Origin of the sequence: Pseudomonas sp. JL3, from assembly GCF_031570575.1 — a bacterium.
In the GTDB taxonomy this organism is placed as follows: domain Bacteria; phylum Pseudomonadota; class Gammaproteobacteria; order Pseudomonadales; family Pseudomonadaceae; genus Aquipseudomonas; species Aquipseudomonas cucumis.
Window position 1 is genome coordinate 75,037 of the sequence record NZ_JAKWJK010000008.1, and the last position, 11,666, is coordinate 86,702.

Annotated in this window: 13 protein-coding genes, 1 other RNA gene and 1 pseudogene; 10 read left to right on the forward strand and 5 right to left on the reverse strand. The window is 60.7% G+C overall.

Annotated elements, in window-relative coordinates:
• Nucleotides 1-112: 112 nt before the first annotated feature.
• Nucleotides 113-562: an EVE domain-containing protein gene (locus MMG91_RS15790; protein ID WP_305503753.1), complete on the reverse strand. Its 450-nt coding sequence runs from the start codon at nucleotides 560-562 to the stop codon at nucleotides 113-115.
• 200 nt (nucleotides 563-762) lie between these two features.
• Here MMG91_RS15790 and MMG91_RS15795 point away from each other — a divergent pair, with 200 nt between their 5' ends.
• Nucleotides 763-912: a hypothetical protein gene (locus MMG91_RS15795; protein ID WP_305447350.1), complete on the forward strand. Its 150-nt coding sequence runs from the start codon at nucleotides 763-765 to the stop codon at nucleotides 910-912.
• Nucleotides 913-946: 34 nt separating this feature from the next.
• On the opposite strand, the gene MMG91_RS15800 is transcribed toward MMG91_RS15795, so the two are convergent.
• The 4 genes from MMG91_RS15800 to MMG91_RS15815 form a co-directional block, all read right to left on the reverse strand.
• Entirely contained in the window at nucleotides 947-1,552 is a 606-nt protein-coding gene (locus tag MMG91_RS15800; protein ID WP_305447349.1) for a 5-formyltetrahydrofolate cyclo-ligase, read from the reverse strand.
• An 85-nt stretch (nucleotides 1,553-1,637) separates the two neighbouring features.
• A non-coding RNA gene (gene ssrS / locus MMG91_RS15805) (6S RNA) lies at nucleotides 1,638-1,816 on the reverse strand.
• Nucleotides 1,817-1,846: 30 nt separating this feature from the next.
• A complete protein-coding gene (locus MMG91_RS15810) occupies nucleotides 1,847-2,164 on the reverse strand; it encodes a cell division protein ZapA (protein ID WP_007942435.1) in 318 nt (105 codons plus the stop codon).
• Nucleotides 2,161-2,370: a TIGR02449 family protein gene (locus MMG91_RS15815; protein ID WP_007899405.1), complete on the reverse strand. Its 210-nt coding sequence runs from the start codon at nucleotides 2,368-2,370 to the stop codon at nucleotides 2,161-2,163. Before MMG91_RS15815 ends, MMG91_RS15810 begins: the two co-directional genes overlap by 4 nt.
• Nucleotides 2,371-2,510: 140 nt before the next feature.
• Here MMG91_RS15815 and MMG91_RS15820 point away from each other — a divergent pair, with 140 nt between their 5' ends.
• The 9 genes and pseudogenes from MMG91_RS15820 to gcvH all read left to right on the forward strand — a co-directional run bounded on the left by MMG91_RS15820 (nucleotide 2,511) and on the right by gcvH (nucleotide 11,561).
• On the forward strand, nucleotides 2,511-3,065 hold the full coding sequence (locus MMG91_RS15820) for a YecA family protein (RefSeq protein WP_008012538.1): 555 nt from the start codon (nucleotides 2,511-2,513) through the stop codon (nucleotides 3,063-3,065).
• Nucleotides 3,066-3,092: 27 nt separating this feature from the next.
• A complete protein-coding gene (gene pepP, locus MMG91_RS15825; RefSeq protein ID WP_305447348.1) occupies nucleotides 3,093-4,427 on the forward strand; it encodes a Xaa-Pro aminopeptidase in 1,335 nt (444 codons plus the stop codon).
• A complete protein-coding gene (gene ubiH, locus MMG91_RS15830) occupies nucleotides 4,424-5,611 on the forward strand; it encodes a 2-octaprenyl-6-methoxyphenyl hydroxylase (RefSeq protein ID WP_310660104.1) in 1,188 nt (395 codons plus the stop codon). Before pepP ends, ubiH begins: the two co-directional genes overlap by 4 nt.
• 22 nt (nucleotides 5,612-5,633) lie before the next feature.
• A pseudogene (locus MMG91_RS15835) lies at nucleotides 5,634-5,729 on the forward strand (tetrameric acyl-CoA thioesterase); the annotation flags it as partial.
• Nucleotides 5,730-5,738: 9 nt separating this feature from the next.
• Nucleotides 5,739-6,956 (forward strand): 2-octaprenyl-3-methyl-6-methoxy-1,4-benzoquinol hydroxylase, encoded by a 1,218-nt coding sequence (locus MMG91_RS15840; RefSeq protein WP_310660172.1) that lies wholly within the window; start codon nucleotides 5,739-5,741, stop codon nucleotides 6,954-6,956.
• A 134-nt stretch (nucleotides 6,957-7,090) separates the two neighbouring features.
• Entirely contained in the window at nucleotides 7,091-8,095 is a 1,005-nt protein-coding gene (locus MMG91_RS15845) for an extracellular solute-binding protein (RefSeq protein ID WP_305447346.1), read from the forward strand.
• 177 nt (nucleotides 8,096-8,272) lie between these two features.
• The gene (locus MMG91_RS15850) at nucleotides 8,273-9,889 is read left to right on the forward strand and encodes an iron ABC transporter permease (protein WP_310660105.1); all 1,617 of its coding nucleotides are present in this window, start codon (nucleotides 8,273-8,275) and stop codon (nucleotides 9,887-9,889) included.
• A gap of 155 nt (nucleotides 9,890-10,044) precedes the next feature.
• Nucleotides 10,045-11,127, forward strand: coding sequence for a glycine cleavage system aminomethyltransferase GcvT (gene gcvT / locus MMG91_RS15855; RefSeq protein ID WP_310660106.1), 1,083 nt, complete (start codon nucleotides 10,045-10,047; stop codon nucleotides 11,125-11,127).
• A gap of 50 nt (nucleotides 11,128-11,177) precedes the next feature.
• Nucleotides 11,178-11,561, forward strand: a complete 384-nt coding sequence (gene gcvH / locus MMG91_RS15860; protein ID WP_018927591.1) for a glycine cleavage system protein GcvH — start codon at nucleotides 11,178-11,180, stop codon at nucleotides 11,559-11,561.
• Nucleotides 11,562-11,666: the final 105 nt, after the last annotated feature.

The window sequence follows — 11,666 nt, forward strand, 5'->3', positions numbered from 1 at the left end:
ATAGCGTCCCAGTCTGACAGGAACGCGCTTGAGCACCTTGATGTTAGTCAACTGAGGGCCAAGCCTGACCGGTTGGCAAGGTAAGCCAGAGTGTCCGGCCGTTATGCATTATTTAGCGCAGATCAAGCACCGCTGCCCATTGCTCGGCTGTCACCGGCATCACCGACAGTCGCGAGCCTTTCTGCACCAATGGCATTTCGGCCAGTGCCGTTTGCTGTTTCAGATAATCCAGCTTCAGCACCTTGGAAAACGTTTCGATGTGAGCGACATCGATCGCGCTCCAGGCGTTTTTCTCGGCAGTGGCCTTCGGATCATAGTAATGACTCTCAGGTTCCAGTGCCGTCGGGTCCGGATAGGCTGCCTCGACAATCTTTCCGATCCCGGCAATTCCCGGCTCCGGGCAGCTGGAGTGATAGAAGAAAAACTCGTCACCCACCGCCATAGCCCGCAGGAAGTTACGCGCCTGGTAGTTGCGAACCCCGTCCCAGCGCGCTCGGCCAAGCTTCTCCAGGTCTTTGATCGAGAGTTCGTCGGGCTCGGATTTCATCAGCCAATAGGCCATGGTTTGGCTCCTTGCGAGGTGAGTGGGAGAGCGGTCGGGCAATTTTATGACAAACCGACAGTCGGTTGGCGCCAGCGTTTGCGTGTCGGTTCACGTTGTCGCAAAATGCCGGCCTTCTAAGCTTGACGCTGCTGCACGGCCTACACCTACAACGGAAACCGCTGCTGTCATCGTGTTGATGTGCCTTTGGGGGGCAATCGATGAAACGCAAACCGGATTTACTATGGATTTTGGTTATTTTGTTCGGCCTTGGTGTCGTGACCACCGGCTATGCCCAAAGCCTGTGGAACAACAAATCCGATGCTCCCGTCGAGATCGCGCAGCAACAGCCGTCGGCCTTCAAGCGCTGAACCTGTCTTTCGACGCCGCTGAAATCAGTGGCGTCTAGCCCGCGAAATACCACGCCTTGTCCGTGACCGTTCCCTGCAGCGGTACATCCCAGCTCGCCTGAGCCAATCGTTGCACCTTCTGACATTCATGGGCCAGGCCCAGCAGCGTCGGTTTGCGCCAGTTTTTGCGGCGCGCCAGGTACGCCAGGCTTCGGTCGTAGAAACCTCCGCCCATTCCCAGGCGCCCGCCGACATCGTCAAACCCCACCAGCGGTAACAACACCAGATCTAGCGCCCAGACTTTGCGTTGTCGGGCGATGTTGTGCCGTGGTTCGGGGATGCGAAAACGGTTGGGTTTGAGCTTTTCGCCGGGACGAACCCGCTGGAACACCATTTTGGTTTGTGGCCAGGCACTGAGCACCGGTAGATACGTCGCCTTGCCCCGACGTTGCGCGGCACGCATCAGCAGGCGTGGATCGATTTCACCGTCGGTGGGCAGGTACAGGGAGATGTGCTTTGCACGGCGGAACAGCGGGTGCTGGGCCAATTGCTTATACAGCCCGCGAGCGGCCTCGCGCTGCTGACTGGGGGTCAGTGCGCGGCGGGCCTTGCGCAGCATGCGTCGAAGTTGCGGGCGGGGCAGCAGCGCAGGTTCGGTCATGGATTCAGGCTTCGGAAGTGCGAGTACTAAAGCGTACCCGTAAAAAAGCCGATGCCGGTATAAAAACCGGCATCGGACTGGAATCAGGCTCCCCGGATGAACCGCTGTCGACTTAGCCCTTGAACCCGAAAGTTCAAGGTGGAAGATGCAGTAGGCTTTAAGGCTTTCCGTCTAGCGGACATGCACACCAGCCCAACGTGCAACCTCCAGGGTAGTGCGAATCGGCTCAGGGACGTCGTCAACTGGCAAGCACCCCAGGGAGTGATGCGAGTATACCCCAAGCGGTCACGCGAATCAGCCCTTGGTGACATCCGGATCGGTGGCCAGTACCAGATCGACGCGGTCCAGCAGGTCGCGAACCTGCTCCCGGGTCGAGCCGCTGGCCTGCACATCCGGGCGTTCTTCCTTGTGCAGAAGATCGTGCGTGATGTTCAGCGCGGCCATCACGGCGATGCGGTCGGCGCCGATGACTTTGCCGCTGCTGCGGATTTCGCGCATCTTGCCGTCCAGGTAACGGGCAGCGCTCACCAGGTTGCTGCGCTCTTCCTGGGGGCAGATGATCGAATATTCTTTGTCGAGGATCTGCACGGTAACGCTATTGCTTGAACTCATGAGTCTTGCTCCAGGGCCTTGAGGCGCGAAATCATCGATTCGACCTTACGCCGGGCGATTTCATTTTTTTCAATGAGGTGCGCGCGTTCCTCGCGCCAGCTCTTTTCCTGAGCTAATAGGAGTCCGTTCTGACTCTTTAGTTGCTCGACTCGAGTAATTAGCAGTTCGAGTCTGGCCATCAGCGCTTGCAGGTCGGTGTCTTCCATTGTGTCCACTGGTTGTGTCTGATGGGTGGCAAGCTCGTAGGCCTGGCTGGCGGACAGCCTTTAATAGTCTTGGCGAGTCTGTCGATGTAGGATACAAGGCCTTCATTCTAGACATAGCGCCGTCTGGCGCCTAGCTGCCCATGCCCATTCAGAATTCTCCGTACCAAGCCTTTGCCACCCTGCTGAGCACCAGCGGCCACCCCGTCTCGCCTGCCGAACTGCACGGCTTGTTGCTCGGCCGCAGTTGCGCCGGTGCCGGCTTCGAAGCCGACAGCTGGTTGGCTGACGCCGCCGAGCTGCTCGAAGGCGAGCCACAAGACAACGTTCGCAACGCCTTGATCGGACTGCAAGAGATGGTCAAGGGCGAGCTTACCAGCGACGACATGACCGTTGTTCTGCTGCTGCCGACCGACGACGCGCCGCTCACCGAGCGAGCGGCTGCACTGGGCCAGTGGTGCCAGGGTTTCCTTACCGGCTTCGGTCTGACACGCCGCGAATATGCCTTGAGCACTGAAGCCACCGAAGTGCTGCAGGATCTAGCCGCCATCGCCCAGGTGCAAGACGCGCTGGAAGAGTCCGACGACGGCGAAAGCGACTACATGGAAGTCATGGAGTACCTGCGCGTCGCTCCGTTGTTGCTGTTCACCGAAACCAAGAAAACCGACGAAGCGGCTGCCAAACCGTCGTTGCATTAATCGCGTGCCAGGGAAAGCCATCTGCCCATGATTCATATCCCGAAATCGGAATACAGCCGTCGCCGCAAGGCGCTGATGGCGCAGATGGAACCCAACAGCATCGCCATCCTGCCCGCCGCCGCGGTGGCCATCCGCAACCGTGATGTCGAGCACGTCTACCGTCAGGACAGCGATTTCCAGTACCTCAGCGGTTTCCCCGAGCCTCAAGCCGTCATCGTCCTGATGCCCGGCCGTGAGCACGGCGAATACGTGCTGTTTTGCCGGGAACGTAATGCCGAACGGGAATTGTGGGACGGCCTGCGCGCCGGCCAGGAAGGCGCGATCCGCGACTTCGGCGCCGATGACGCATTCCCCATCACCGACATCGACGACATCCTGCCGGGCCTGATCGAAGGCCGCGACCGGGTGTACTCGGCCATGGGCAGCAACCCGGAATTCGATCGGCACCTGATGGACTGGATCAACGTGATCCGCTCTAAAGCACACCTCGGCGCCCAGCCGCCGAACGAATTCGTTGCCCTGGATCATCTGCTTCACGACATGCGCCTGTATAAATCGGCGGCAGAAGTGAAGGTGATGCGCGAAGCTGCGCGGATTTCCGCCCAGGCCCATATTCGTGCGATGCAGGCCAGCCGTGCCGGTTTGCATGAGTTCAGCCTCGAAGCCGAACTCGACTACGAATTCCGCAAGGGCGGGGCGAAGATGCCGGCTTACGGTTCGATCGTCGCCGCCGGGCGCAACAGCTGCATCCTGCACTACCAGCAGAATGACGCGGTGCTCAAGGACGGCGATCTGGTGTTGATCGACGCTGGTTGCGAGATCGACTGCTACGCCAGCGACATCACCCGCACCTGGCCGGTCAACGGCAAGTACTCACCGGAGCAGAAGGCGATTTACGAGTTGGTGCTGGCTTCCCAGGAAGCGGCGTTTGCCGAGATCGCGCCGAACAAACACTGGAACCAGGCGCACGAAGCCACGGTCCGGGTCATTACCGCCGGCCTGGTGAGGTTGGGCCTGTTGCAGGGCGAGGTCGACGAGTTGATCGCCAGCGAAGCCTATAAAGCGTTTTACATGCACCGCGCCGGCCACTGGCTGGGTATGGATGTGCATGACGTTGGCGAGTACAAGGTCGGCGGCGAATGGCGCGTGCTGGAAGTCGGCATGGCGCTGACCGTGGAGCCGGGCATTTACATTGCTCCGGACAACCAGAACGTGGCGAAGAAATGGCGCGGTATTGGCGTACGCATCGAGGACGACGTGGTGGTCACCAAAACCGGTTGTGAAATCCTGACTAACGGCGTACCGAAAACGGTCGCCGAGATCGAAGCCTTGATGGCCGCCGCACGGACACAAGCGGCATGAGTCGAGTCAATCTGGCAATCATCGGCGGTGGCCTGGTCGGCGCCAGCCTGGCGTTGGCTCTGCAGGCCGGGGCCAAGGCCCGTGGCTGGAAGATCGTGCTGATCGAACCCTTTGCTCCCGGCCACACGTACCAGCCGAGCTATGACGCCCGTTCTTCGGCGCTGTCCTTTGGCGCCCGGCAGATTTATCAACGGTTGGGCGTGTGGCAGGAAATCTCCCGCCGCGCCGAGCCGATCAAGCAGATTCATGTCTCTGACCGTGGGCGTTTCTCCACCGCGCGGCTGTCGGCGATGGAAGAGGGCGTACCGGCGTTGGGTTATGTGGTGGAAAACGCCTGGCTCGGCCAATGCCTCTGGCAAGGTCTGGACAACGACGTAGTCAGTTGGCGCTGCCCGGCGGAAGTCACCCGCATGGAACCGCTGACCGACGGCTATCGTCTGACGCTCAACGATGAAACCATCCTGGAATGCGACCTTGCGGTGCTCGCCGATGGCGGCCGTTCCGGCTTGCGTGAGCAACTGGGTATTGGCATCAAGAAACGCCCGTATAACCAGAGCGCGCTGATCGCCAACATCACCCCCAGTGAAGCGCACAACGGCATGGCCTTCGAGCGTTTCACCGACGATGGCCCGATGGCCTTGCTGCCGTTGCCGGACAATCGCTGCGCTTTGGTCTGGACCCGTTTGGGCATGGACGCGCAACGGCTGGCGGCCCTTGATGACCGCAGCTTTCTCGCTGAATTGCAGGGCATCTTCGGTTATCGCCTCGGCACGCTGAAACAGGTCGGGGCACGGCATCTGTATCCGCTGTCGCTGATTGAAGCCGAGGAGCAAGTTCGCCCGCATCTGGCGGTTCTCGGCAATGCTGCTCATAGCCTGCATCCGATCGCCGGGCAGGGTTTCAACCTGTCGTTGCGTGACGCCCAGGCGCTGGCCGACAGTCTGTTGGGCAGCGAGACATCGCCCGGCGATTTCGCCACCTTGCAGGCCTACCGCGAGCGTCAGCGTCTGGACCAGAGCCTGACCGTGGGCTTCTCCGATCAGGTGACCCGGTTATTCGGCAGCACTCAGCCGCTGGTTTCCCTGGGCCGCAACATTGGGTTGCTCGGCCTCGATCTGCTGCCGCCGGCCAAGCGCTGGTTCGCCCGGCAGGCCATGGGCTTGGGTACGCGACCCGATGAGTAAGCAAAAACCGGGCAGGGTGCACCTGCAAGTCGATATTCATGGCGGCGCGAGCACTTGGGTGGCGCGGGTCGAGAAAAACCTTTATGTGCGGCTCAAGCCGCAAGCGAGACAGGCTTAAAGCATGGAAATGCGCGCAGATCTGCTGATTGTCGGGGCCGGAATGGTCGGCAGTGCCCTGGCGCTGGCGTTACAAAACAGTGGGCTCGAAGTCCTGCTGCTGGACGGTAGCCCCCTGAGCGTCAAACCCTTCGATGGGCAGGCTCCGTTCGAACCGCGGGTGAGCGCCTTGTCGGCCGCCAGCCAGCGCATACTTGAACGTCTGGGTGTCTGGGAGGGCATCGCCAGCCGACGCTGCAGTCCTTACACCGACATGCATGTCTGGGACGGCAGTGGCACCGGGCAGATCCATTTCTCGGCGACCAGCGTCCATGCCGAAGTGCTCGGGCATATCGTCGAGAACCGCGTGGTTCAGGATGCCTTGCTCGATCGACTGCACGACTGCGATCTCGGGATGCTGGCCAATGCGCGTCTGGAGCAAATGCGCCGCTCCGGTGACGAGTGGCTGCTGACCCTGGCCGATGGCCGCACCTTGCGGGCACCTTTGGTGATCGCCGCGGATGGCGCCAACTCGGCCGTTCGGCGCCTGACCGGTGTTGCGACTCGCGAGTGGGATTACATGCACCACGCGATCGTTACCAGTGTGCGCAGCTCAAAACCCCATCGAATGACCGCGTGGCAGCGATTCACCGACAACGGCCCGCTGGCGTTTCTGCCGCTGGACCGGGACGGTCAACAGGATTGGTGCTCGATCGTCTGGTCGACCACGCCGAGCGAAGCCGAACGCCTGATGGCGCTGGACGACGAAGGCTTCTGCAAGGAGCTGGAGCGGGCCTTCGAAGGCTGCCTCGGCACAGTGCTCAGCGCGGACCCGCGTTTGTGCGTGCCGCTGCGTCAGCGTCATGCCAAGCGTTATGTGGCTGAAGGCCTGGCGCTGATCGGCGATGCGGCCCACACCATCCATCCGTTGGCCGGGCAGGGCGTGAACCTCGGTTTCCTCGATGCCGCGGTGCTCGCCGAAGTGCTGCTGCAAGCGGCCGCGCGTGGTGAGCGGTTGGCGGACGTGAAAGTGCTCAGTCGCTATGAGCGTCGGCGCATGCCCCACAACCTGGCATTGATGGCGGCGATGGAAGGGTTCGAGCGATTGTTCCAGGCCGATCCGTTGCCGGTGCGCTGGTTGCGTAATACCGGGTTGAAGATGGTCGATCAAATGCCCGAGGCCAAGGCGTTGTTCGTGCGTGAAGCGCTTGGGTTGATTGGGGATCTGCCCGGACTTGCCAAGGCTTGATTTGCATCTGTAGGAGCAGCCTTCGGCAGCTCCTGCTGCAACATCCGGTAACGCCTCCACTCACTGTTCGATTGAGAAGCGAAATGTGAGTCCTTATCATTTGTCCTCACTTCCCCATTCGAGAGATCGCTTCCATGTTGGCACCCAAGCGTCTACTGACTGCACTGGCCCTGACCCTGATTGGCAGCACCGTCGCCCAGGCCGCCGACGAGGTGGTGGTTTACTCCTCGCGTATCGATGAGCTGATCAAGCCAGTCTTCGATGCCTACACCCAGAAAACCGGCGTGCAGGTGAAGTTCATCACCGACAAGGAAGCGCCGCTGATGCAGCGGATCAAGGCCGAGGGCGAAAATGCCACTGCCGACCTGCTGCTGACCGTCGATGCCGGCAACCTCTGGCAGGCCGAGCAGATGGGCATTCTCCAGCCGTTCACTTCCAAGGTGATCGACGCCAACATCCCGCTGCAATACCGCGCTTCCTCCCATGCCTGGACCGGCCTGAGCCTGCGGGCGCGGACCATCGCCTACTCCACCGACCGGGTGAAACCCGGTGAGCTGACCACCTACGAGGCGCTTGCCGACAAGCAGTGGGAAGGCCGCCTGTGCCTGCGCACGGCGAAGAAGGTCTACAACCAGTCCCTGACCGCCACGATGATCGAAGTCCATGGCGCCGAGAAAACCGAGAAAATCCTCAAGGGCTGGGTCAACAACCTGTCCACTGACGTGTTCTCCGATGACATTGCGGTGCTGGAGGCGATCAACGCCGGCCAGTGCGATGTCGGCATCGTCAACACTTACTACTATGGCCGTCTGCACAAACAGAAGCCGGACCTGCCGGTGAAGCTGTTCTGGCCGAATCAGGGCGACCGTGGCGTGCACGTCAACCTGTCGGGCATCGGCCTGACCAAACACGCGCCGCACCCGGAAGCCGCCAAGGCGCTGGTGGAGTGGATGACCACGCCTGAAGCGCAGAAGATTTTCGCTGACGTGAACCAGGAGTTCCCGGCCAACCCTGCCGTTCAGCCTTCCGCTGAAGTCGCGAGCTGGGGCAAGTTTGTGGCCGACACCTTGCCAGTGGAAATCGCCGGCAAGCGTCAGGCCGAAGCGATCCGGATGATGGATCGGGCTGGATGGAATTGAGTCTGTCGATATACTGCGCCACAGAATGAAGTCGGCGGCGTCCCTGCCGGCCTGATCGTTCCCACGTTCTGCGTGGGAATGCATCCACCGACGCTTCGCGTCGAGGCGTGACGCAGAGCGTCACAAGATGTGTGCCCACGCAGAGCGTGGGCACAATCATTTAAACGAGAGCTTTCCTTGGCCCACCCCGCCCAACGCCGCTGGTATCCCCTGGTCTTCGCCATTGCTGCGCTGGTCCTGCTGCCCCTGAGTGTCCTGCTTCTTTCCTGGCAAACCATCGATCAGCAGATCTGGTCCCACCTGTGGGACACCCAAATGCCGCGGCTACTGGGCAATACCCTGACTTTGGTACTCGGCGTCGGTTTCGGCGTAACGCTGCTGGGCGTCAGCCTGGCCTGGCTCACCAGCCTCTGCGAATTCCCCGGGCGGCGTTGGCTGGACTGGGCGCTGATGCTGCCCTTTGCAATTCCTGCTTATGTGCTGGCATTTGTCTTCGTCGGCCTGCTGGATTTCGCCGGCCCCGTGCAAACCTTGCTGCGCGAATGGTTCGGCAGCGGTTTGAGGCTGCCGCGAGTGCGCTCCACCGGCGGTGTGATTCTGGTGCTGGTGCTGGTTTTCTATCCCTACGTTTACCTGTTGGCGCGTAGCGCATTCCTGGCTCAGGGCAAAGGCTTGATGGAGGCAGCGCGAGTCCTTGGGCAATCCCCATGGCAGGCGTTCTGGCGAGTGGCGTTGCCCATGGCACGTCCGGCTATCGGCGCGGGAGTGGCATTGGCGTTGATGGAAACCCTGGCGGATTTCGGCGCGGTGTCGGTGTTCAACTTCGATACGTTCACCACCGCTATCTACAAAACCTGGTACGGCTTCTTCAGCCTGTCCACCGCCGCGCAACTGGCCAGCCTGTTGCTGTTGGTGGTGATGGTCGTGCTGTATGGCGAGCGCCGTGCCCGCGGGGCCAGCCGGGCGAGCAACGAACGGCCACGGGTCAAGGCTTTGTATCACCTGCGCGGGGTCAAGGCGCTGGCGGCCATGAGCTGGTGTGGTCTGGTGTTCGCCTGCGCGTTCGTCATTCCCGTGCTGCAACTGGTGGTGTGGTTCTGGCAACGCGGACGCTTCGATCTGGATGAGCGTTACACTGGATTGATCATCCATACCCTGTATCTGGGCGGCATGGCAGCGTTGATCACCGTCAGTGTCGCTCTGGTGCTGGCCTTTGCCCGTCGATTGGCGCCGACCCGGGCGATCCGTTCCGGCATCAGTTTGGCCAACCTCGGCTACGCCTTGCCGGGCTCGGTGCTGGCGGTGTCGATCATGCTGGCGTTCAGTTACCTGGATCGCGAACTGGTGATCCCGCTGTCGGGCTGGCTTGGCGGTGCGGGCAAACCGTTACTGCTGGGCAGTCTGTCGGCGTTGTTGCTGGCCTATCTGGTGCGTTTTATCGCGGTAGCCTATGGACCGCTTGAAAGCAGCCTGGCGCGAATACGGCCTTCTTTGCCCGAAGCGGCACGTAGCCTTGGCGTCAGTGGGCCACAACTGTTTTTCAAAGTGTATCTGCCGCTATTGCTGCCGGGCACATTGAGCGCTGCGCTGTTGGTGTTCGTCGATGTGCTCAAGGAAATGCCCGCGACCCTGCTGATGCGCCCGTTTGGCTGGGACACGCTGGCAGTGCGGATCTTTGAAATGACCAGCGAGGGCGAGTGGGCGAGGGCCTCGTTGCCGGCACTGACCCTGGTGTTGGTCGGGTTGTTACCGGTCATCGGATTGATCAGAAGGTCGGCGCATCGAAACGGCTAGGTGTCAGTCCTACACCTTGCGGCTACAATGCGCGGCATTCGGTGCGGTCCGTCCTTCAGACCGGGTCGCTGAAACGACTGAGAGCCTTTTATTTCAAGGCATTTCAACCCTACAGCGCCTGACCGCACCTTCGCCACGCCCGGAAGGAGAAACCCATGGGACAGCGTACGCCTCTGTATGACCTTCATCTCGCCCTCGGCGCGAAGATGGTCGATTTTGGCGGTTGGGATATGCCTCTGCATTACGGCTCGCAGGTCGAGGAACACCATCAGGTGCGCCGCGATTGCGGGGTTTTCGATGTATCCCACATGACCGTGATCGATGTTGACGGCCCCCAGGCCAAGGCCTGGCTTCAGTATTTACTGGCCAATGACGTCGAGCGTCTGCACAGCCCCGGCCGTGCCTTGTACAGCGCCATGCTCAACGAGCACGGCGGCATCGTCGACGACATGATCGTCTACCGTATCGAGGACGGTTATCGCCTGGTGGTCAACGCCTCCACCCGCAATCAGGACCTGGCCTGGATGCAAGCTCATCTCGGCGACTTCGATATGCAGCTCAACGAGCGCTCCGAGTTGGCGATGCTGGCCATTCAAGGGCCTCACGCCCGGCACAAGATTGCCGAACTGGTGACTCAGTCCCGTGGCACGCTGATTCAGCAGCTCAAATATTTCGAAGGTCAGACCGACGGTGACTGGTTCATCGCACGCACCGGTTACACCGGTGAGGATGGTCTGGAAATCGTGCTGCCGGCCGATCAGGCACCGGGCTTTTTCAACGATCTGGTGGGCGCGGGTATTTCCCCGATTGGCCTCGGCGCGCGCGATACCTTGCGTGTCGAAGCCGGCATGAACCTCTACGGTCAGGACATCCATCAAGAAGTTTCGCCATTGGCCTCCAACATGGCCTGGAGCATTGCCTGGGAACCGACCACGCGTCAGTTCATCGGCCGCACGGCCCTGGAAGCCGAACAGGTCGCTGGCGTGCAGCACAAGCTGGTCGGTCTGGTCCTTGAGGAGCGTGGGGTTTTGCGGGCGCATCAGGTGGTTCGCATCGCCGATGTTGGCGAAGGGGAGATCACCAGTGGTAGTTTCTCTCCTACGCTTAGCAAGTCGATTGCACTGGCGCGCGTGCCGGCGGCCACCGCCGATCGCGCTGAAGTGGAAATCCGTGGCAAGTGGTACCCGGTTCGAGTGGTCAAACCGACCTTCGTACGCCACGGCAAAACCTTGATCTAACTTTTTTTGGCGGGCAATGACCGCTGACATTTTTCTTGAGGACACAGAACATGAGCGAAATCCCTGTCGACCTGCGTTTTGCCGAAAGTCACGAATGGGCCCGTCTAGACCATGATGGCGGCGTGAAAGTGGGTATTTCAGACCATGCTCAGGAAGCCTTGGGTGACGTAGTGTTCGTTGAGCTGCCGGAAATCGGCAAGGTGTTCGCTGCCGGCGAGGCTGCAGGTGTAGTCGAGTCGGTCAAGGCCGCGTCCGATATCTACTCGCCAGTCTCCGGCACAGTCATTGCCGTTAACGAAGAGTTGGCCAACAGCCCGGAACTGGTCAACAGCGCACCTTATGACAGCTGGTTCTTCAAGCTTGAGCCAAGCGATACCTCTGAGCTGGACAAGCTGCTCGACCCCATGGCCTACAAGGCCGCCATCGGCGAGTAATGCCCGCCCCGCAGGCTGCGATTTTTTGATCTTGTTTTAAATCAGAATCAAAAGATCGCAACCTGCATCGTTTACGTACGACTCCTTCTTCAAGGCCACCGCGAC

Bases quoted from the DNA above. Each gene is read 5' to 3' on its own strand.
- MMG91_RS15790 (WP_305503753.1), bottom strand. From the start codon at position 562: ATGGCCTATTGGCTGATGAAATCCGAGCCCGACGAACTCTCGATCAAA.
- MMG91_RS15795 (WP_305447350.1), top strand. From the start codon at position 763: ATGAAACGCAAACCGGATTTACTATGGATTTTGGTTATTTTGTTCGGC.
- MMG91_RS15800 (WP_305447349.1), bottom strand. From the start codon at position 1,552: ATGACCGAACCTGCGCTGCTGCCCCGCCCGCAACTTCGACGCATGCTG.
- MMG91_RS15810 (WP_007942435.1), bottom strand. From the start codon at position 2,164: ATGAGTTCAAGCAATAGCGTTACCGTGCAGATCCTCGACAAAGAATAT.
- MMG91_RS15815 (WP_007899405.1), bottom strand. From the start codon at position 2,370: ATGGAAGACACCGACCTGCAAGCGCTGATGGCCAGACTCGAACTGCTA.
- MMG91_RS15820 (WP_008012538.1), top strand. From the start codon at position 2,511: ATGCCCATTCAGAATTCTCCGTACCAAGCCTTTGCCACCCTGCTGAGC.
- pepP (WP_305447348.1), top strand. From the start codon at position 3,093: ATGATTCATATCCCGAAATCGGAATACAGCCGTCGCCGCAAGGCGCTG.
- ubiH (WP_310660104.1), top strand. From the start codon at position 4,424: ATGAGTCGAGTCAATCTGGCAATCATCGGCGGTGGCCTGGTCGGCGCC.
- MMG91_RS15840 (WP_310660172.1), top strand. From the start codon at position 5,739: ATGCGCGCAGATCTGCTGATTGTCGGGGCCGGAATGGTCGGCAGTGCC.
- MMG91_RS15845 (WP_305447346.1), top strand. From the start codon at position 7,091: ATGTTGGCACCCAAGCGTCTACTGACTGCACTGGCCCTGACCCTGATT.
- gcvT (WP_310660106.1), top strand. From the start codon at position 10,045: ATGGGACAGCGTACGCCTCTGTATGACCTTCATCTCGCCCTCGGCGCG.
- gcvH (WP_018927591.1), top strand. From the start codon at position 11,178: ATGAGCGAAATCCCTGTCGACCTGCGTTTTGCCGAAAGTCACGAATGG.